Annotated in this window: 18 protein-coding genes, 1 pseudogene and 1 riboswitch; of the genes and pseudogenes, 15 read left to right on the plus strand and 4 right to left on the minus strand. The window is 37.9% G+C overall.

Annotated features, from left to right (window positions below; all coding sequences use genetic code 11):
• Positions 1-13: 13 nt before the first annotated feature.
• From N4G44_RS04170 to pckA, 9 genes and pseudogenes are all read left to right on the plus strand, one after another.
• Positions 14-1,414: a RagB/SusD family nutrient uptake outer membrane protein gene (locus N4G44_RS04170; RefSeq protein ID WP_474924743.1), complete on the plus strand. Its 1,401-nt coding sequence runs from the start codon at positions 14-16 to the stop codon at positions 1,412-1,414.
• Between the two features lie 53 nt (positions 1,415-1,467).
• Entirely contained in the window at positions 1,468-2,145 is a 678-nt protein-coding gene (locus N4G44_RS04175) for a hypothetical protein (protein WP_474924744.1), read from the plus strand.
• Positions 2,146-2,402: 257 nt separating this feature from the next.
• Positions 2,403-3,245, plus strand: coding sequence for a putative porin (locus N4G44_RS04180; protein ID WP_474924745.1), 843 nt, complete (start codon positions 2,403-2,405; stop codon positions 3,243-3,245).
• 14 nt (positions 3,246-3,259) lie between these two features.
• Positions 3,260-4,210, plus strand: a pseudogene (locus N4G44_RS04185) (putative porin); the annotation flags it as partial.
• Between the two features lie 13 nt (positions 4,211-4,223).
• On the plus strand, positions 4,224-5,810 hold the full coding sequence (gene bshC / locus N4G44_RS04190; RefSeq protein WP_474924746.1) for a bacillithiol biosynthesis cysteine-adding enzyme BshC: 1,587 nt from the start codon (positions 4,224-4,226) through the stop codon (positions 5,808-5,810).
• A 74-nt stretch (positions 5,811-5,884) separates the two neighbouring features.
• Entirely contained in the window at positions 5,885-7,795 is a 1,911-nt protein-coding gene (locus N4G44_RS04195) for a LysM peptidoglycan-binding domain-containing protein (RefSeq protein ID WP_474924747.1), read from the plus strand.
• Positions 7,796-7,865: 70 nt separating this feature from the next.
• Entirely contained in the window at positions 7,866-8,741 is an 876-nt protein-coding gene (fabD, locus tag N4G44_RS04200; RefSeq protein ID WP_040993469.1) for an ACP S-malonyltransferase, read from the plus strand.
• A gap of 10 nt (positions 8,742-8,751) precedes the next feature.
• Complete coding sequence (locus N4G44_RS04205) at positions 8,752-9,657, plus strand: GYDIA family GHMP kinase (protein ID WP_474924748.1); 906 nt, start codon at positions 8,752-8,754, stop codon at positions 9,655-9,657.
• A 127-nt stretch (positions 9,658-9,784) separates the two neighbouring features.
• Positions 9,785-11,401, plus strand: coding sequence for a phosphoenolpyruvate carboxykinase (ATP) (gene pckA, locus N4G44_RS04210; RefSeq protein ID WP_474924749.1), 1,617 nt, complete (start codon positions 9,785-9,787; stop codon positions 11,399-11,401).
• A gap of 101 nt (positions 11,402-11,502) precedes the next feature.
• On the opposite strand, the gene N4G44_RS04215 is transcribed toward pckA, so the two are convergent.
• From N4G44_RS04215 to N4G44_RS04225, 3 genes are all read right to left on the minus strand, one after another.
• On the minus strand, positions 11,503-11,910 hold the full coding sequence (locus N4G44_RS04215; RefSeq protein WP_474924750.1) for a type II 3-dehydroquinate dehydratase: 408 nt from the start codon (positions 11,908-11,910) through the stop codon (positions 11,503-11,505).
• A 30-nt stretch (positions 11,911-11,940) separates the two neighbouring features.
• Positions 11,941-12,525 carry a helix-turn-helix domain-containing protein gene (locus N4G44_RS04220; RefSeq protein WP_474924751.1) on the minus strand — a complete coding sequence of 195 codons (585 nt, stop codon included), beginning with the start codon at positions 12,523-12,525 and terminating at the stop codon, positions 11,941-11,943.
• Positions 12,526-12,769: 244 nt separating this feature from the next.
• Positions 12,770-12,931, minus strand: coding sequence for a hypothetical protein (locus N4G44_RS04225; RefSeq protein ID WP_474924752.1), 162 nt, complete (start codon positions 12,929-12,931; stop codon positions 12,770-12,772).
• Between the two features lie 389 nt (positions 12,932-13,320).
• Between N4G44_RS04225 and N4G44_RS04230 the strand changes: the two genes are divergently transcribed.
• The 5 genes from N4G44_RS04230 to N4G44_RS04250 all read left to right on the plus strand — a co-directional run bounded on the left by N4G44_RS04230 (position 13,321) and on the right by N4G44_RS04250 (position 19,450).
• Entirely contained in the window at positions 13,321-13,611 is a 291-nt protein-coding gene (locus N4G44_RS04230; RefSeq protein WP_474924753.1) for a hypothetical protein, read from the plus strand.
• Positions 13,608-14,567, plus strand: a complete 960-nt coding sequence (locus N4G44_RS04235; RefSeq protein WP_474924754.1) for a hypothetical protein — start codon at positions 13,608-13,610, stop codon at positions 14,565-14,567. The genes N4G44_RS04230 and N4G44_RS04235 overlap by 4 nt, the downstream gene beginning before the upstream one ends.
• 260 nt (positions 14,568-14,827) lie before the next feature.
• A riboswitch (SAM riboswitch) is annotated at positions 14,828-14,924 on the plus strand.
• 83 nt (positions 14,925-15,007) lie between these two features.
• Positions 15,008-17,938, plus strand: coding sequence for a SusC/RagA family TonB-linked outer membrane protein (locus tag N4G44_RS04240; protein WP_474924755.1), 2,931 nt, complete (start codon positions 15,008-15,010; stop codon positions 17,936-17,938).
• 19 nt (positions 17,939-17,957) lie between these two features.
• Positions 17,958-18,380 (plus strand): hypothetical protein, encoded by a 423-nt coding sequence (locus N4G44_RS04245; protein WP_474924756.1) that lies wholly within the window; start codon positions 17,958-17,960, stop codon positions 18,378-18,380.
• Between the two features lie 17 nt (positions 18,381-18,397).
• Complete coding sequence (locus N4G44_RS04250; RefSeq protein WP_474924757.1) at positions 18,398-19,450, plus strand: RagB/SusD family nutrient uptake outer membrane protein; 1,053 nt, start codon at positions 18,398-18,400, stop codon at positions 19,448-19,450.
• A 51-nt stretch (positions 19,451-19,501) separates the two neighbouring features.
• Here the strand turns inward: N4G44_RS04250 and N4G44_RS04255 are convergent, their stop codons facing one another.
• Positions 19,502-20,023, minus strand: coding sequence for a hypothetical protein (locus N4G44_RS04255; protein WP_474924758.1), 522 nt, complete (start codon positions 20,021-20,023; stop codon positions 19,502-19,504).
• Positions 20,024-20,112: 89 nt separating this feature from the next.
• Between N4G44_RS04255 and N4G44_RS04260 the strand changes: the two genes are divergently transcribed.
• Entirely contained in the window at positions 20,113-20,436 is a 324-nt protein-coding gene (locus N4G44_RS04260) for a DUF6660 family protein (protein ID WP_474924759.1), read from the plus strand.
• The last annotated feature ends 92 nt before the right edge of the window (positions 20,437-20,528 follow it).

Consider the following 20,528-nt stretch of genomic DNA (forward strand, 5'->3'; position numbering starts at 1 on the left):
TTTAAAATATGGAATGCTAGCAGTTTTATCAACTGCTGCATTAACGTCTTGTAGTGATGATTTCATCGAAACTGAATTCTTTCAGCAGGTTCAACAGGGACCATTAAATACCATTGAAGAATTGGATGCGTTTGTAAAAGGACAATATCTTTCAATGAGAAGCGCCTCTTATTATGGATGTGATTTTTTAATGATTGGAGAACTTAGAAGTAACAATATGTATTCTGACTTTGCTAACGGTGCGGGTTATTATCAGACAGTTGCCTCATATTCTATGACTGCAGGAGATCAATATTCTTCTGGTCCATATGCAGAAATGTATAAGGTGATTGCAAAGGCTAATATTGTAATTAATAATGTGCCTTCAGGACAATTAACATGGAAACAATCTCAGGACCCTGCAGTGATTCAGGCAAGAGCTAATTACCTTAAAGGTCAGGCATATGCTTCTAGAGCTTTAGCTTTATTTGACCTATTGAGAATGTTTGGACAGGAGTATGCAGGAGGTACTACAGGAGTAGTTATTCCTACAGTGTACAATCCTGAAGCCAAGCAGGCTCGTTCTACAGTAGCTGAAACAAGAGCTCAGATAGAAGCAGATTTTGATAAGGCACTTTCCCTAATGGGAGCTCCAACAGCCAATATACATCTTACAAGAACAGAAATTAACCAATATGGAGTGAAAGCACTTATGTCAAGATATTATCTTTACAAAGGTGATTATGCAAAAGTTAGAACTTTGGTAGCTGATTTGGTTGCTTCAGGTAAATATTCTGTGATTGGTGCATCTGATTTCTCCGGAAGTTTTTCAAAACCGGATTCTTCGGTTAACTCAATTTTTGAAATTGCTGTAGGTTCCACTAACGACCTTGGAACAACATCTACTTCTAACAAACTAAACCTTGCTCCAAAAGGATACGGAAATATGAAGGTTGTTCCTGCATTAAGACTGTCTTATGTTGCGGATGATGTGAGAGGAGCAGTTATTTCATCAACAAACGTTCTTAATGGTAAATATGTGAATAGTTTTGATAATATTCGTGTTGTAAGATACGAAGAAGTATTATTAAACGGTGCTGAAGCTGAACTTCAAGCAGGAGGAAATGCTGCAACTGCATTGACTTACTACAATATGATTCAGGCTAAACGTGGAAAAGCTACAGGAGCTTTAACACCTGCAGTGACACTTACATTAAACGATGTTTACACTGAAAGACAGAAAGAACTTGTAGGAGAAGGATTTGGATATTGGGATTTATTAAGAAGAAATCAACCAATTATTCAAAGAAGCTCTAGCGGTGTTGCAGGTACTGTTAGAAACGTTGGAAACCAATTGTTAACTTTCCCTATCCCTAGAACAGAAATTAATGTTCCCGGAACATTAGTAACGCCTAACCCAGGGTTTGGTAATTAATACAAAAAAAGCCGCTCTAAGAGCGGCTTTTTAAATTAAAGATTAATATTAATATGAAAAAAAATACTTTTATTATCACAATACTTGTAGGGCAGAGTCTCTTTTCCCAAAACAGCGATATCCTGAATGTTGTTACAACACCAGACGGTTTCTATAGTAAACCCGGAAGAGTACATAAGGAGGATCGTAAAATCGATGGATCTCCATATTTAAATGGAGACAACTTCGAAAAAGTTATTATAAAGGATTATAGCAAAAATGTTCAGAATCTCCGTTATAATGCTTATGAGGATGAAATGGAATTCAAGATGGGGGAAGAGTTATATAATGCCAATAAAACAGAAGGACTTATAATTCATTTTCCAGCTCTTAAAAAAACGTATGAGTCTCTTACATACTCTTATGAAGGTAAAACAAAAGTTGGATATCTGGTAATATTAGTAGATAATCCTAAATTCTCTTTATATAAAAGAGAAAAAATGGAGCTTATGGGAGGGACGAAAAGTAATAATGGTTTTACTAAAGACGCTAATGACTACTATGAAAAAGATAAGGATCTTTATCTAATAGCTAAAGACAAAAAGTTCTCCAAATTCCCTAAAAACTCAGCAGATGCCGCTGCAATTTTTTCAGTAGATAAGAAAGATCTGGATAATTTTGTGAAATCTAATAAAATCAATTTCAACAAAGAACCAGACATGATAAAACTGGTAGAATTCATAAACAAGTAAACACCATATCTTGACCCCTGCTTCAAGCAGGGGTTTTTGTTTCCTTTTATTTCTTATTTTTGCTGTACCAAAATCAAGAATGAGCCTTTAGGGTCCAGGTGATTTTTGAACAATATAAATGAACACATGAAGTATATCCTTATTATAATCATCTTCTTTGGCTGCGTCGCAAAGGCGCAGGTCGTTAATAAAACAGATGTTAATCAACCCAAAAAGAAGAAGATACCCTTGTTATAGATACCGGGAAAAAAGATTCTTTGAAGATTTTTAAGCCTACCATTAATGATTACCAGTATCAGACCCAGTTTTCTGAAAAGAAGATTTTTGATACGGTAATGACTTTTGACAAAACCCATATCTTTTCACAATATAATAATACGGATAACTTCGGCAGAGCTCAGGTTGCCAATATAGGGGCAGGATTTAATCCTCTCGTTTATGAAGTTAATCCCGAACAGAACCTTTCTCTGCTTCCTTCCAACAAGGCATACATGATCATCGGTGCTGATGATGTAAAATATTACGATGTAAAAACCCCTACAGCTGCTTTCATTTACCATACGGCTATGAAGAATGGAGCTGCATTAAAATCTACCTATACCCAGAATATCGGGAAAAGATTCAACTTTGCATTGGAGTATATGGGACTTCGTTCTCAGGGATTTTACAGAAACTCCTTAGCTTCCAATAACAATACTTTATTTTCAGGACATTATGTGTCCAAAAGCGGGAACTATGAATTGTTTGCCCACTATCTCCATCAGAATGTAAACAATCAGGAAAGTGGGGGAATAACGGAAGATGATCTCTTTCAGAGTGGTGACAGCAATTACAGTAACAGACAGAACGCTCAGGTGAATCTGGCTTCATCAAGCTCACAGTTTTCGTACAGAAGGTATTATCTGAGTCACCAGTTTACACCTTTTAATTCGGAAAAATTCCCTTTTAGCATACGACATACCTTGTCCCATCAGGGGAATAAATATTTCTATAATCAAGGGACGGTAGAATCTTATTGGTATGATGATGCTGCCACAGAACTGACCAGTGGTTTTCCTCTTACAACAAAAAATATTCTGATAACTTCAGCAATACGGTAAGTCTTGTTTTTAATAATGAAAAATTCAAGCTTGATGGTGGAGTACGTTATCAGATGTTGAAATTTGGCGTTAGAGATCTTATGACAATAAATGGAATAACTCTTCCTACTGAACTTAAAGAAAACAGAATAGGGGCGGTAGGAAATCTTCAGGTAAAGCTTTGGGACAAATTTCAGTTGAAATCCTTTTTGGAATTTTCCAACGGAAGCCAATTCGGAAGCTACCTTAGAACAGCTAACAACATAAAATTTGAACCCGTAAAAGATTATTTTGTAAATGCAAAAGTAAACTTCCAAAGTGCTTATCCTTCATTTAATTATCTTCTGAACACTTCCGTTTACAACAAATATAATTATTACCTTGAAAATGCTAAGAACCAAACGGTAACGGAAATTGGAGGGAGTGTTAATCTAAAATGGTTTAAAACCGAAATTTTCGCCAACTATTTCAGAATAGATAATTACACCTATTTCAATGCTGACGGAGCGCCGCAACAAAGCAGCAGCTCACTCAATATCTCTCAGATCGGGGGTGATGCCACATTCAGCTTCGGGAAATTCCATCTGAATACAAGAGTTCATTTCCAGAATGCACTCACCAATAAAGAACTTCTGCCAATGCCAGGTTTCATCGGAAGAGCCAATTTCTTCTTCCAGAGCCAGGCGTTTAAAAAAGCGGCAGAAATCCAGGCCGGATTGAAAGTTTATTACTTCTCAAAATTTGCCTCAAGAGATTACTTCCCTATCTTAAACGAATATATTCTGCCTAATGCAGATTCATTTTCTATCGGCGGACAGCCTATCGCAGATCTTTATATCAATATGAAGGTTAAAAAAATGTTCTTCTATGTAGAAGGCCAGCAGATAGGAACAGTTCTTTCCAACAATAAAGCATATGCATTTCCACACTATCCGGTTTACGATTTCAGGTTAAATATTGGTATTGTGTGGTATTTGTTCAACTAAAAGCAAAACAAAGTTGAAAACAATAAATAAAATATCATTTAACGATATAGAAAGCATTCCTCAGCTGGTAAAAGATTTTCTGAATCAAAAAATTGAGGGCTTTGAAAAAAATACCTTTTCTCTGGATCACTTTAAAGATCAGATCCATCTCAAGCAAAACGCTTTTGCACAGGATCAGAGAAATGTTCTGTCTGAAGTATTGGAAGAACAGCTTTCAGAGCTTATCCTTTCATCAAAACAGAAAGAAAACCTGGAAGATCTGAAGTTGCCCAATACATTTACTATTACCACCGGGCATCAGCTGAATCTTTTTTCAGGACCTGTTTTTTTTGTTTACAAAATTTTGCAGACCATTAAAACATGTACTTATCTGAAAGAGAACTTCCCGGATTTTAATTTTGTGCCCCTGTACTGGATGGCTTCTGAAGACCACGATTTTGCCGAAATCAATCATTTTAAAACAGAACACAATTATTACGAGATCAACGAGAAGTCTGGCGGACCGGTAGGTAAGATCACCATCAGCGATACCTTTTTTATTTCAGAATTTGAAAAAGAATTCAAGGATTCTGTGTTCGGAACGGAGCTGATCCTGATGATGAAAGAAGCGTATAAAGCAGGAAATACACTTACACAGGCTATCAAAATATTAGTAAACAGACTTTTCTCTGAATTTGGATTACTGATTATAGACGGGAATTCCAGAGAACTCAAAAATCAGGTTAAAGATATTTTCAAAGATGAGCTGCTGAATTTCAGTTTACAGAAGAACTCAAAACAGAAAGTAGATTTTCTGACAGAGAAATATGGAAAGGTACAGGTCAATCCAAGGGATATCAACCTATTTTACCTTTCCGGAACAAGAGACAGAATCGATTTTGACGGTGAAAGATACATTGTAGTAGATACAGACATAAAATTTACAAAGGAAGAAATCCTTCGGGAACTTGAAAACCATCCGGAGAAATTCAGCCCGAATGCATTAATGCGGCCGGTTTATCAGGAAAAAGTACTTCCTAACCTCGCTTATATCGGAGGAAATGCTGAAATTATGTACTGGCTGGAGCTTAAAGACTATTTCAAAGCGGTCAATATCCCTTTCCCCGTTTTGATCCCAAGAAATTCAATGCTTTTCATCAAAGAAAAAACAATTGGAAAAATTGAGAAACTGGACCTTAATATTCAGGACTTCTTTGGAAACTTTACAGCAATTACCAATCAGAAAATTTTACAAGACAGCAGGGTATTGTCATTGCTTGAAGAGAAAGAGCTTCTTTTGGAGAAAAACTTCTCCGAGCTGAAAGCAATTGCTGAAACCACAGAACGCTCTTTCGGAAATATGGTAAAAGCAGAAGAAGTAAGACAACTGAAATCATTTAAAAGAATGAAAAAACGTCTGCTTCATGCAGAAAAAATAAAACAGGGCGAGCTGCTTGAAAGACTCGAAAAACTGTTTTTAGATGTTCACCCTTCAAAAACCTGGCAGGAAAGAGTCTATAACTTTAGCGTATTCTTTTCAGACTATGGCTATTCATGGCTTGAAAATTGTTGGGAAGAAATGGTGGTTCAAGAATCCAAATTAATAATTGTTGCCATTTAATTTTAAAGAAGTATTTTTGTAAATTATAATTATCGAGTATGATAAAGAGGTTTTTTATTTTGTCCAGTTTATGTATGGTTTTGGGGGTATCTGCCCAGAACTCTCACACCGTTGTAAAAGGAGATAATCCCTATAATATTGCAAAAAAATACGGAATTACTGTAGATGAATTGTTAAAGCTGAATCCTAAATATAAAGACGGTAAGCTGGCAATAGGCGATGTTGTTACGGTGAGAGCTGAGAAACATACAGCTCCTGCTTCCAAACCTGCCGTTACTGAAAAAGTAAAATCCAGTTCAGTAGGTCAGGTTGGAAAAATAATCCTTCAGCCTAAGCAGACTATTTACGGAATTACCAAACAATACCGTATCTCTGAGACCGATTTAAGAAAGCTGAACCCTGAGCTCGATTCCCATATGAAAATAGGAGACGAGATCGCTTTACCTCTTGAAAGCATTAAAAAATACGGCGGAGAACAGCAGGCGACTCCAGCCGCTGTAGTTACTAAATCTACAGAAACCCATACGGAAACATCCGCAGCAGTGACAACACCTGCAGAAGGAGAAGCGTATGTGATCCAGTCAAAAGATAATTATTACAGAATTACAAAACAGTTTGGAATCAGCCAGCAGGAACTTTTTGCCCTGAATCCGGGATTGGAAGAAAAAGGTCTTAAACCGGGTGAAACCATCAGAGTAAAAAAATCAAATACGGATACAGATGTGGTTTCCGAACCCGTAAATCCGAAAACAAAAATAGAATCCGGAAACGAAAAATCATCTGCAGGAACTGTAACTACAGTAGTTGATGATTACGTTACCTATACCGTTCAGCAGGGAGATACTGTGTTCTCCATTGTTAATAAGTTCGGAGTTTCGATTGATGAGCTGATCGCTTTGAATCCTGAACTTTCCAAAGGACTGAAAACAGGGATGGTCTTAAAGATCAAAAAACAGGATCCTGCTTATGTTAAGAAAAACGGAGATGCATTGAGCGTTGTTTTAATGCTGCCTTTTGGGTACAGCACCAACGAAACTCAGTATAGATCTATGGCACTGGATTTCCTTACCGGAGCTAAACTGGCCATTGAAAGAAATGCCAGTGGCGGACAGAAGCTTGACATTAAAATAGTAGATTCAGGGAACGAAGCCTCATTTAAAAATTCAATGGCCCAGATCAATCCTGAAAATACGGACCTGATCATCGGCCCATTCTTCAAATCCAATGTGATTGATGTCCTTGATTTTACAAGAAATCAGAAAATACCGGTAGTAGCACCATTTGCCAACTCACCGGAGCTATACAACTACAGCAACCTGATCATTGTTGAAACCAATGACCAGACCTACGCAGATAAAATTGTTGATGAAGTAAAAGCTGTTTATTCAGATCAGAAAATATATGTAGTGGCAGACAGCAAAAAAGAGATTGCGAGCTATATTAAAGGCGGTCTCGAAAAAGCAGTTAAAAATCCAAATATCATTATCGTTAATTCACCTTCAGAAATCCAGCTGGATAAGAACATGATGACCGGGCAGTCCGCTCCTGTTATTGCGATACTTGCCAGTGATAATGATGCTGCCGGAGAAGCTTTTGCCAACAAGACCATTGCTCTTTCCAAAGAAGTGCAGGGAGTAAAAGCCTTCAGCATGTATTATTCTCCTGTTTTCGAGAAGAAAGTGGATGAACTGAGCCAGGCAAGCCTTGTGTACCTGATGGACAGAAAGATTAATGCAGAAGGTAGTTTTGAGAAAGAAATCCTGGCTGCTTATAAAAGCAAATACTGTAAGACGCCTCCAAAATATGCTATCGTAGGGTTTGATGTTGTGAACGACATGCTGACGAGAGAAAATAAAAAAGGAGAGATCTTTAAACAAATGAATAAGGTTCAGACTCAGCTTGCTACCAAGTTTGAATTTGTAAAATCCAAAGCAAACGGAGCTTATGTAAACACCGGATACCGTGTGATCAGACTAGTTCCTTAACCGATTTATGCCTTTTTAAAGGAATATTTTTAACATTATCTTTATATTTGCATAATATTTAATTCAATACATGAAAGCACTTGTATTTCCTGGGCAGGGTTCTCAGTTCGTAGGAATGGGAAAAGAATTGTACGATTCTAGAAAAGACATTAAGGACTTAATGGAATCTGCCAATGAAATTTTAGGTTTTGATATTCTTTCCCTGATGTTCAACGGGACAGATGAAGATCTTAAAAAAACAGAGGTTACCCAGCCTTCAATCTTTATACATTCAGTTGCTGCTTTAAAAGCAGTGAACGGTCTTGGAGCCGAAATGGTGGCAGGACATTCTTTAGGCGAATTTTCAGCTTTAGTGGCCAATGGAGTTTTATCCTTTGACGACGGTTTGAAGCTGGTTTTCGAAAGAGCAAAAGCCATGCAGGAAGCATGTGATGCCAATCCAAGCTCTATGGCTGCAATTTTAGGTCTTGAAGATGCTAAAGTTGAAGAAATCTGTGCACAGATCAGTGGAATTGTAGTGCCTGCCAATTACAACTGCCCCGGGCAATTGGTAATTTCAGGAGAAACACCTGCTGTAGAAGAAGCCTGCATAAAGCTTAAAGAAGCAGGAGCAAAAAGAGCCCTGTTACTTCCTGTAAACGGAGCGTTCCATTCTCCATTGATGCAGCCGGCACAAGAAAGACTGGCCGCAGCTATAGAAAAAACAAAATTCAGAAAAGCAACTATTCCGGTTTATCAGAATATTACGACTACAGCGGTAATTAATCCTGAGGAAATCAAGCAAAACCTGATCGCCCAGCTTACCGGTCCTGTAAAATGGACGCAGTCTGTTCAGAATATGATCAAGGACGGCGCTTCTAATTTCGTGGAAGTAGGTCCTGGAAAAACACTTCAGGGACTGATCAAGAAAATTGACCCTTCTGTAGACGTTGCCTCTGCAATATAAATAAACAACGATGAGCGGAATATTTTCACCGGGAAAGCTTATGCTTACTTCAGAATATTTCGCAATAGACGGAGCTCTTGTCCTGGCGGTACCCACTAAGCTTGGACAAGAGTTTTTTTTTGAGGAAAAAGACGATGGAAAATCATTGATCTTTTGGGAAGCCTACCATCAGAACAAATTATGGCTGAAAGCTGTCATTGATTATAAAAACTGGCAGATCCTCGAAACCAACCTTCCTTCAAGCGCTGAATTTATTCTGAAAACCTTAAAAGACGTTCAGCAGCTTTCGGAAACCAGATTCAAAAATCATTTTACTTACCATCTGAAGACCAACCTCCAGTTTCCCGCAGACTACGGACTGGGGAGCAGCTCTACTTTAATGACCAACCTTGCAGAGTGGGCAGGCATTGATCCTTTCTACCTTAACAGCATCAGCCTGGGAGGAAGCGGCTATGATATTGCAGTTGCAAAAGAAAAATCTGCTGTTCTTTTTCAAAGCCAACCACAGATCAGTTATGAAAAGGTAGATTTCAATCCTCCATTCAAAAATGAACTGATTTTTATTCATCTGAATCAGAAGCAGGATAGCAGGGAAGGGATCAGTTTTTACAAGTCCAGATCGAAGTCCCAAATTTTGGTTGACGAATTTTCGGATATCACAAGAAAAGTTTTGTTATGCAGCGAATTGGAAAATTTTTCTGAGCTGATGATGATTCATGAGCAAAAGATTTCGAAATTCCTTGAAATTCCCACAGTTAAAGAAAGGTTTTTTGCAGACTGTCCTGTTTTCGTTAAAAGTTTGGGAGCATGGGGTGGGGATTTTGTGATGAGTGCCAAATTTCACGGCTATAAGGACTATTTTTGGGGAAAAGGTTTCAATACTGTTTTTGAATGGTCTGATATAATTAATTTATAATCAGTAATTTACAATCCTGTTTTTTTATTTGTCATTCTGACTTATATCATTATATTTAAACCACCTTTAACAAATAATTAATATTAATTTTGTTGAACCCAATAAAGAAATAGAAAATATAAGTAAAATGAAACACGCTAAAATCATCCAGGATTTAGAAAAATTAGGGATTAAAGGAAATTATGAAGTCGTCTATAACCCTTCTTATGAAGAGTTATATCAGGCTGAAATAGCTCCTGAAAATCAAGGCTTTGAGAAAGCTGAGCTTACAGAATCCGGTGCAGTATCAGTAAAAACCGGAGTTTTCACAGGTCGTTCACCTAAAGACAGATATATCGTTCAGGATGATGTTACAAAAGACACAATTTTCTGGGACGGAAAAGTAAACCTTCCTACAACAGCGGAAAATTTTGATTTTTGTAAAGGATTAGTGCTGAACCAGCTTTCTGAAGCTAAGAAAATTTATGTAGTTGATGCTTTTTGTGGTACCAACACAGATACAAGACTAAAAGTAAGGTTCATCGTTGAAGTAGCGTGGCAGGCGCATTTCGTTACCAATATGTTTATCCGTCCGTCTCACTATGAGCTTGAAAACTTCGGAGAGCCGGATTTCACAGTAATCAACGGTTCCAAAACAACCAACCCAAATTGGGAAGCTCAAGGGCTTAATTCTGAGAACTTTATCATGTTCAACCTTACTGAAAAACTACAGATCATTGGAGGTACATGGTATGGTGGTGAAATGAAGAAAGGGATGTTTGCCATGATGAATTACTATCTACCTTTAAAAGGAATGGCTTCCATGCACTGCTCTGCTAACGTAGGTGAGGATGGTGATGTGGCGCTTTTCTTCGGTCTTTCAGGGACTGGAAAAACAACTTTATCTGCAGATCCTAAAAGATACCTGATCGGTGACGATGAGCATGGTTGGGATAACAATGGGGTTTTCAACTATGAAGGAGGTTGCTATGCTAAAGTTATTGATCTTTCAGAAGAAAAAGAACCCGATATTTTCAGAGCGATCAAAAGAGATGCACTTCTTGAAAACGTAGTGGTGCACAACGGAATCGCTGATTATAAAGACGGATCTATCACAGAAAATACAAGAGTATCTTACCCGATTTATCATATCAACAAAATTGTTCTTCCTTCCAAGGCAGGGCATGCTAAAAAAATCGTTTATCTTTCTGCCGATGCATTTGGAGTATTGCCTCCGGTTTCTATTTTGGATGAAAACCAGGCACAGTATCACTTCCTTTGTGGGTACACTTCAAAACTGGCGGGTACAGAAAGAGGAATCACTGAGCCGGAACCATCTTTCTCTCCTGCTTTCGGAGAAGCTTTCCTTACCCTTCACCCAACCATGTATTCTAAAACATTGATCGGGAAAATGAAAGAACATGGAGCTAAAGCTTATCTGGTGAATACAGGATGGAACGGAACCGGAAAGAGAATCTCTCTTAAAGATACCAGAGCGATTATTGATGCGATCATTGACGGTTCTATCGAAAATGCTCCTAAAACTCAGGTTCCGATTATGAACCTTGAAATTCCTACACAGCTTCCGAATGTTTCCGAAGGTATCCTGGATCCTAGAGAAACATACAGCACTGCTGCGGAATGGGAAGAAAAAGCAAAAGATCTTGCTGCAAGATATATCAAAAACTTTGAACAGTATTGTAATACTGAAGAAGGGAAGAAGCTAGTTGCTTCAGGACCGCAGCTTCAGCAGCAGACTACTTAATAAAACAAAAAGCCTCATCAAGTGATGAGGCTTTTTTTATTTTAATAGTATCAGAAATGTTTTGCTGAGCGGAGTCGAAGCATATTCTTCAACGTTTATTATCATTTCAAACTTAAAATTGCCAGCCTGTACCCGTCCATTCCAAAACCGGACAACACAGCATCCGTATTGGCTGCCGTAACAGATTTCTGACGGAATTCCTCTCTTTTGTAAATATTACTGATATGAACTTCTACTTTCGGTTTTCTGATGTTTTTAAGGCAATCCGAGATAGCATACGAATAATGAGTATAAGCTCCGGGGTTAATTACCAGTGCATCAAAATCATCTTCCTGAAGTCTGTTAATAATCTCTCCTTCAATATTGGACTGATAATATTTTAATTCATAAGAAGGAAACTCAGTCTTTAATTTTTCCAAATAATCCTCCATGGAAAGGGTTCCATAGATTTCCGGTTCTCTTGTACCGAGCAGATTGAGATTGGGGCCGTTAATAATAAGGACTTTCATTGAAAATAATTTATTCAAAGATAATATTTTTTAAATACTGTTTTCGCTGTTGTTTTTCAGATTTTTCTGGAAATATTCTGATGGTGTGATTCCTTCAATTTGCTTGAAAACCCTGTTGAATGTCGATTGGTTTGAAAATCCGGCCTCAGTGTAAACATACATGAGTGTTGTTTTCTGAAAATCAACCTCTGTAAATAGTCTTTTTATATAATTTATCCTGTAGGTATTCAGATAGCTGTTAAAGTTCGGAAATCCCTTGTGTCGGATGGCTTTCGAAATATAGCTGCTGTTGACGTCCATTGCTACGCTTAAAGAAGACAGATTGAATTTTACATCTTTAAAAAGCATATTTTCTGTCATGGATTCCTCAATTTTATTGAAAAGATTTTCCATGTTTTCATTGTCTGTCTCAATATCTTCCGGAGCGGGTTTTGTGATGGTTATTTTCTCTTTTTCTGTTTTTTCAGCCTGGGAAAACCGTGACAGGATTTCAACTTTTCTGATTTTATCATTGTAATGAATTAATAACGCAACTACCAGAACATTTGAAATAATTAAAATCGTATCTGTGAAGATGATTTCTTTTTGAGTATGTTTTGGAAAGTTAAAAGCCACGTTGTTTGCTAAAAAATAGCCGGTTAAGATAATAAGGATAATATAAAAGGTATAGAATAATACTTCTTTTTCGTGAAAAAGATATAGGCTCCCAGTGGGACGGGCAGCAACCAGCAAAAACTTGCGACCGAGTTGTCCCAAAAAGCAAGCATGATGTAGAAATTATACAGAGTAGCAGTAATTAGATACAAATGAACGAGAGTACGGGTAGAAAACCTTTTTCGCATGATTGAATAGCTGTATCCTAAAAAAGCAATCCTCCGGTTAAATACCAGGGCATTACTTCATCATGAATATAAAACGTAAAGATAGCAGCATAAATTCCTAAAATAATAATCATAAGGAAGATATATCTGTCCATCAGCTCATGCTTTAATTTTTCTATTTGTTCATGTGTTGTGCTCATTTGTGGACGTAGGAAAGTTTATTTAAATGAAGGATCAATGAATTTCTGAAAATGATTTTGATAACTGATTGTTTTTCAGTGCTCTATTTAATTTAAGTCATTTTCGTGATTATCATTAATCTGATCTTTTTTTGATTTATCGTCAGCAATATTTTTGCAAATAGTTTTAAATCAAAAAATATTTCAAGAATGTTCTCTTTTCACTTTACAAAATTATTGAAAAAAGGGAACATATCTAAAAGTTTTTATTGAATAGATATCAGTAAAAAATTATGGAGATATTGAAATATCAAATGGTTTTGAAGCATAAGACGAAATTTAAAATTGTCTCAGAAATACACAAATGAATCTCAGGGAGAAGATTTCCCTCTTTAACTAAAAAAATTATCATGAAGAAAATTATTTTACTCATTACAGGCTTCGGCTTTGTGTCCATGTATTCACAAGTAGGTATTAATACTGCAAATCCACAAGGAACTTTCCATGTTGACGGTTCAAAAGATAATAATGCAACTGGTACCCCAACAGCTGTACAGCAATCCAATGATTTTACGGTGACATCATCCGGAAGTGTGGGAGTTGGCACTACAGTACCTGATGCATCTGCAATTTTGGACATTAATGTGGATGGGCTTGCGGTTGGAAGTAAAAAGGGCTTCTGGGACCAAAAGCAGCATTGACCTCTCAGACTGATCAGGTAACAATACCTTCACCTGCTGCGGGACTGCTTGTGTATAATGTAGGAACCGGAGGACTCGGTTATGTAGGCTATGTATTCTGGAACGGTACAGAATGGAGAACATTTAACAATGGCTCTCTTGCTCCCGGAACTTTAGGCTCTATTACCTGTAACGGGGTGACGCTTTCACCGGGAACTTATACTGCCGGAACACCTTATACGGGAACAATGACTGTTCCCTATACCGGAGGGAACGGTGGAGTTTATGCGGCACAGACTGTGGGACCTGTAAACGGGCTTACTGCAACACTGGCTGCCGGAAATTTCAATGTAGGTTCGGGAATTCTTAGCTATACAGTATCGGGTGTGCCTACTGTTTCCAGTCCTACACTTACCACCTTTGCAATCAACATCGGTGGACAGAGCTGTAGTGCAACGGTGGGAGCAGGAGCAGTAATTGCTCCTGGGGAGCTGGTATATTACCATTCTTCAATTCCGCGCAAAACAGCATCATTTCTTTTAAGCCAGTTTCTTAATGATCTTCCGGTAATCAACAATACTTTCAGGGTCGATGCTTTTATTACTGCTCCCAATGCATTTGATTCCAGTGGCGCGAGTACGAATTTTGATCCCCGTCTCTACAATATCACTGCAGCCAATGCAAAAGTATGGGTTTCTGAAGTATCTACCCATACCGGTGACTCACATGGAGCCAATCTGTTAGTCTTTCCAAATAATTATGCTCAGTTTGATGATGGCGTATATCTTACTTATGGTAGAAACGAAACGGTAACTTTTGACATTACTACTGCGGATAACAAATGGTATAGAGTTTATTATGCACTGCGTATAGATAATAAATCTTTCACCAGTGCTGGTAATGGTAATACTACTACAGATTCAAACAACTTAGATAATACATTGGAAGTCTTCGTATCCATTCAGAGACTGTATTAAATGATTTAAATTTGATTGCAACATAGAATGACGCTAACAGCGTCATTTTTTATTTTCCGATACTTATTAGAATAAAATATTAATTCAAGTATTATTAATGATATTTCTCATATTTAACAATTATGTAATATTTGTAAGTGCTTATTTATTGGGGTTTTAGATGAAATTTAAGTTAATTTTTGAAAATATTTCATAATAAAATTTAAAGTCTACTTGTTTTGTGGACTAATTGTTTTTAGATTTGCAGACATATTTCGATCGGCTTATAAAGAAAGATGGAGGGAACTGACCCTGTGAAATCTTAACAACCTGCCCAGAGCAAGGTGTTACATTCAGCCTATAAAGGAAAAATAAGCACTTGGTTTATCGTATTGAGCGATGCCCTTTGCTGTCTTTTCCGCAAAGGGTATTTTTTAAATATATGATAAATAAAATTGATTATGATTAGTAAAAATTTAATTAATTCTAAGGTTTGGGTTCCACCTGTTGCTATATTTTTCTTAGGAATAATGGGCGTACAGGCTCAGACCCAAACTAAGAAAGATACGGTTAACGAAAAGGAAATCGATGAAGTGGTTGTCATTGCTTATGGTAAGGCTAAAAGAACAAGTTATACCGGTTCAGTAGCTACCATATCCAGTGATAAAATCAACAATAGGCCGGTTACCAATATTACAAAAGCGCTGGAAGGGCAGGTTCCGGGGATCCAGGCAGTAAGTGCCTCCGGACAGCCGGGTTCTACCGCTTCTGTACGAATAAGAGGAATTGGCTCTATAAGTGCTTCAAGTGATCCATTGTATGTGGTAGACGGGATTCCTTTTGACGGAAACATCAATTCCATCAGCCCTAATGATATTGAATCCATCAGTGTTTTGAAAGATGCCACCGCAAGTTCATTATACGGTTCAAGGGGAGCTAACGGAATTATTATCATCACAACAAAATCCGGTAAGAAAGGAGAATCCAGGATCAATTTTAATATCAGCCAGGGATTTTCCAACAGAGCGGTAAAGGATTATAAGCAGGTAAGCACCGATCAGTATTTCCAGCTTTATTGGGAAGCATTGAGAAACGGTTATAAATCGGGGCAGATCAGCTCACAGCAGGCAGCACAGATGGCGAGTGATAACCTGACAACTGCTTTGGGAATCAATCCTTACGGAGCCGGTTTTCCCAACCCGGTAGGGACAGACGGAAAGCTTGTTCCTGGAGCAAAAGCTTTGTGGAATGATGACTGGAGAGATATTCTTCAGAGAACAGCTTCCAGAAGCCAGGTAGATTTTGATATCAGCGGAGGCAGTGAGAAAAGCAATTATTTCTTTTCGTTAGGATATCTTGACGATAAAGGAATTGCCATTGAATCCGGATTTCAGAAATTTTCCACGAGGTTAAAAATTAATTCAGAAGTAAAGAAATGGCTGAATGCAGGGGCCAATTTAAGCTATACCAACAGTATCCAGAATGCGCCGCCATCTTCAGACTCGAGAACTGACAATATCATCAATGCAGCCAGGGTTATTCCGTCTTTCTATCCGTATTATGAAAGAAATGCAGATGGAAGTTATGTGTTGGATGCAGAAGGAAACCGGGTTTATGATTTCGGGAAATACAGACCTACCAGCGCATTGCAGAACCAGAATGCTGCAGCAACATTACCTTTGGACAAGAACGAAAATAAAGAGGACAACTTCTCCGGGAAGGGTTTTCTAGAGTTTATTTTCCTTCCGGAACTGAAATTTAAAACCAGCTTTTCCGTTGATCTGGTGAATTATAACGGTCATTACTACTCTAATCCGCTTCTCGGGGAAGGAAGTGAAATTGGAGGTTCTGTAACGAAATCCAACAGCAGAACATTATCTTATACCACCAGTAATATTCTGACTTTTGATAAAAAGTTCGGAAAACACCACTTGAATGTTCTGGGAGGGCAGGAGTTCTACAAATATGATTATCAGACGATATCCGGCTCCAGAAGCCAGTTTTCTCTTCCTTATTATTATGAGCCTGATGCAGCTGCTTTATTGGGGAGCTTTAGTGGTAACAGTGACAAATTTTCTTTGTTGAGTTTTCTGGGAAGAGCGGAATATGATTTTAATAATACTTACTTTTTATCATTATCCGGAAGGGCAGACGGTTCTTCAAGGTTCTTTGCTGATAACAGATGGGGGAAGTTCTGGTCAGTGGGAGGTTCATGGAAAATTTCAAATGAAGATTTTATTAAGGATTTAAATATATTCAATCAGCTGACTCTGCGTGCCAGCTATGGTGGCCAGGGGAATGATAAATTACGAAGACCTAACGGATCCTCTCTGTACTATGCCTACCAGGAATTGTATAAATTTTATAATAACCTGGGTGAGCCGGGAACAGTCCTGGAAAAAGTACAGACCAATGATGTGAAATGGGAAACCAATCTTAATTTAAACGTAGGTCTTGAATTTGCTGTTCTTAATAACAGAGTGAAAGGGAATGTAGAATATTTTAAACGTAAGAGTCAGGATCTTTTGTTTAATATGCCGGTTGCCCCATCCCTGGGAATCAGTGACTTTCCTTTTAATGTGGGAACAATACAGAACACCGGTTTTGAATTTTCACTCTTCACAACGCCTATCAAAAATGATAATTTCCAATGGAATGTGGATGTCAACCTGAGTACTCTGACCAATAAAATAACAAAGCTGCCCAAAGGATCCGTGATCACAGGAACAAAACGTCTTGAAGTAGGAGGTTCTATTTATGATTTCTTTATTCCTGAATGGGTAGGAGTAGATCCTTCCAACGGAAAACCTCTCTGGAGATACATTTACCAGGATGCCAACGGAAATACAGTAGACGGAACCACTTCCGAGTATGCCAAAGCAACCAAAACAGTACAGGGATCCGCATTGCCTAAAGTAATGGGAGGGGTTACCACAAGTATTGCTTATAAAAACTTTGATCTTTCAGGATTGCTGACATTCAGCATCGGTGGGAAGATCCTTGATACGGATTATACATCATTAATGTCGAACGGAAGCGCCGGAGGACGTGCATGGAGTGCAGAAATGCTGAATAGATGGACTCCTGAAAATCCAAATACCGATGTTCCTGCGTTAAGCACAACAACGAATAACTGGACTTCCACGTCTTCAAGATTCTTATATTCCGGAACGTATGCCAGACTTAAAAATGTGAGCCTGGGCTATACACTTCCTTCCGATTATTTTGAAAAATTAGGATTAAAAAAATTCAGGATTTATGTTCAGGCAGAAAATTTCCTGACTTTCTACAAGCATAAAGGAATGGACCCGGAACAGGCACTGGATGGAACAACCTATTACAGATATCCTGCCATGAGAACGATAACTTTCGGTCTTCAGGCAACTCTTTAACCTATTTAAAATTGAAATAATGAAACAATTAAAATATATATCTTTTGCCCTGATCGCAGCATGGTCATTGACCAGCTGTGCAAACGAACTGGAAACGGCTCCTACAGACCAGGCTAACGGTGCAGAAGTTTTCAAAACGGCTGAAAGCGCAGAAACAGTGATCAATGGTGCCTGGGCAAAACTGAATGATGACGGTCCGACTTACGCCAATATCGGTTACTCAACAGTCTTGAGGACAAGTGATGCCATGGGAAGCGATGTAGCGGTTCTGACCAATAAATACGGGTTTCCGTCTGCCTATGCTTTTACGGAAATGATCAATAGTACAGCTTCGAGACCGCAGTTCATATGGTCGACATTATATTCAACCATTAATAATATGAATAATGTGATCACCCGTATTGACCAGACCGAGGGCAGCCAGGAAAAAAGAACCAGGTAAAAGGACAAGCTAAAGCATTGCGGGCCTTCTGTTATCTGAACCTGGTCAGCTTTTACCAGTTCAGTTATTTAAAAGATAAAACAGCTCTTACAGCACCCATCTATACGGAACCTTCAACCATCAGTTCAGTTCCAAAGAAAAGGGCTAGCCTGGAGGAAATCTATAACTTAATTAAAAGTGATCTTACGGAAGCAGATAATTTATTGGTCAATTATACCAGAAATAATAAAGATAAGATCGACAAAGCTGTGGTAAACGGACTTTTAGCAAGAACTTACCTGAATACCGGTGAATGGAGTAAAGCGGCTGCAGCGGCAAAAATTGCCAGAGGCGGTTATCCCCTCATGACAGCTGAAAAATATAAGGAAGGTTTCAACGACATCAGCAATGGCGAATGGATCTGGGGACATGGGCAGACCCAGGAACAGTCGGGGGCAAGCTATGCTTTTCACTATCTGGATGTGTCTTCTTCGGGAAGTTATTATTACAGTTTTATGGCAGATCCATTTTTCAAAAATTTATTTGACACCAATGATATCAGATCCCAGCTGTTCCAGTGGGATGGTCTTCCAGGTAGAGAAGGTCTGCTGAGGTATTCTAAATTTAAATTTAAAGCCGGTCTTATCGCAGATATCGTATTGATGAGAGCTGCAGAGATGTACCTGATCGAGGCCGAAGCTGAAGCAAGAAACGGAAATATCACCAATGCTGTGGCGGTTTTAAACCAGTTGAAAACGGCAAGAAATGCCAATCCTTACACTGGATCTCTTGCCCAGGATGAGGTAGTAAAAGAAATCCTGATCGAAAGAAGAAAAGAACTTTTCGGGGAAGGATTCTCTCTTTCAGATATTATCAGAACACAAGGTATAGTAGTAAGAAAGCCTTACGTAGATGCCAGCGGCCAGCCGATAAAAGTACAAGTCACCACTCCGGACGGAACGATAAAAACAGTAAATGGAAGAGGACACTCGGTCTTTAATTTCCCGGATCAGACTGCTTTTGCACCGAACAGTAAGTATTATCTGTTTAGTATTCCGCAGAAGGAGGTGGAGAATAACCCGAATTTATAGTTTTATTTAGATTTGATTTTTTTAGCCATCGTGTTTGCGGTGGCTTTTTTATCATTTTCTCTGCACAAAATAAACAATCTTCTCCTTTCTATTCTTATCCTTAAAACCGATCTTAATACTGTCTAAACTATTCCTTTTACTGATATCATTATAATATAAAACAATATTATCGTTGTTAATACCTCCGCAGAAATCACAGTGAAAATCAAGGAATTGACTGTGATCACTGTCTTCAAGGGAAAGACCTGCCTTACCTGTTTTTAGATTTTTAATTCTTACACTGAAGGCGAAGAAATTTTTATTGATTGTTTGATCATTTTTTGAATTAAACTTGAAAGCAGTAAAGGCTTCTACAATCTCATATTCTCCCTGGTTGATGATCACCTTATTTTCTGTGGGAAGATATTCTTTAATAAAAAGGTGTCTGCTCTTAGCTTCAGAAACAGTCTGAGGTAGAAACTCAGTATCAGATCCTACACAGGAGAATAAAGCTAAGCATAAAGAAATTAAAAAAGTTTTTTCATAGGTTATTTTGGATATAATCCATATCTCAAAAATAAAGAAAATACACATCCCTTTTTAAAAAATCAATTTGATGTTAAGAATATAATAAATGCTTAGATAAACTTTTCGTTATAGAAAAAAACTTTACCTTTGTCCATATGAATCTGTTAAGATGGATACTTGCATTCTATTTCATGGCTTTATCATTAATGCCCTGTGAAGATGTGCACCGTCCTGCAGGAGCAACAGTTACCAAACTTTCATTCAGTATTCAGGAGTCCCATTCAAAAGATAAAGGAGATATATGCTCGCCATTGTGTACGTGCAGCTGTTGTCAGATGACTGTATCTTCTTTCAAAATGGATCCGTTGTTTCAAGTTCAGAGCCATGTTCAGGCTTATTTTTCAAAGAAAATTCTTTTTCATAACAACAATTTTGCTTACCAGATGTACGACCATATCTGGCAACCTCCTAAAATTTAATTTTATTGATTATTAGAAAGTTATGCTTTCTGATCTATTGAACTTTGCAATTTTATTGCAGAGGTCTTCGTGATATTTTTGCATCGGCATTA

Source organism: Chryseobacterium sp. GTID13, assembly GCF_056172655.1.

Bases quoted from the DNA above. Each gene is read 5' to 3' on its own strand.
- N4G44_RS04170 (WP_474924743.1), top strand. From the start codon at position 14: ATGCTAGCAGTTTTATCAACTGCTGCATTAACGTCTTGTAGTGATGAT.
- N4G44_RS04175 (WP_474924744.1), top strand. From the start codon at position 1,468: ATGAAAAAAAATACTTTTATTATCACAATACTTGTAGGGCAGAGTCTC.
- N4G44_RS04195 (WP_474924747.1), top strand. From the start codon at position 5,885: ATGGTTTTGGGGGTATCTGCCCAGAACTCTCACACCGTTGTAAAAGGA.
- fabD (WP_040993469.1), top strand. From the start codon at position 7,866: ATGAAAGCACTTGTATTTCCTGGGCAGGGTTCTCAGTTCGTAGGAATG.
- N4G44_RS04205 (WP_474924748.1), top strand. From the start codon at position 8,752: ATGAGCGGAATATTTTCACCGGGAAAGCTTATGCTTACTTCAGAATAT.
- pckA (WP_474924749.1), top strand. From the start codon at position 9,785: ATGAAACACGCTAAAATCATCCAGGATTTAGAAAAATTAGGGATTAAA.
- N4G44_RS04215 (WP_474924750.1), bottom strand. From the start codon at position 11,910: ATGAAAGTCCTTATTATTAACGGCCCCAATCTCAATCTGCTCGGTACA.
- N4G44_RS04225 (WP_474924752.1), bottom strand. From the start codon at position 12,931: ATGAGCACAACACATGAACAAATAGAAAAATTAAAGCATGAGCTGATG.
- N4G44_RS04230 (WP_474924753.1), top strand. From the start codon at position 13,321: ATGAAGAAAATTATTTTACTCATTACAGGCTTCGGCTTTGTGTCCATG.
- N4G44_RS04240 (WP_474924755.1), top strand. From the start codon at position 15,008: ATGATTAGTAAAAATTTAATTAATTCTAAGGTTTGGGTTCCACCTGTT.
- N4G44_RS04245 (WP_474924756.1), top strand. From the start codon at position 17,958: ATGAAACAATTAAAATATATATCTTTTGCCCTGATCGCAGCATGGTCA.
- N4G44_RS04255 (WP_474924758.1), bottom strand. From the start codon at position 20,023: ATGTGTATTTTCTTTATTTTTGAGATATGGATTATATCCAAAATAACC.
- N4G44_RS04260 (WP_474924759.1), top strand. From the start codon at position 20,113: ATGAATCTGTTAAGATGGATACTTGCATTCTATTTCATGGCTTTATCA.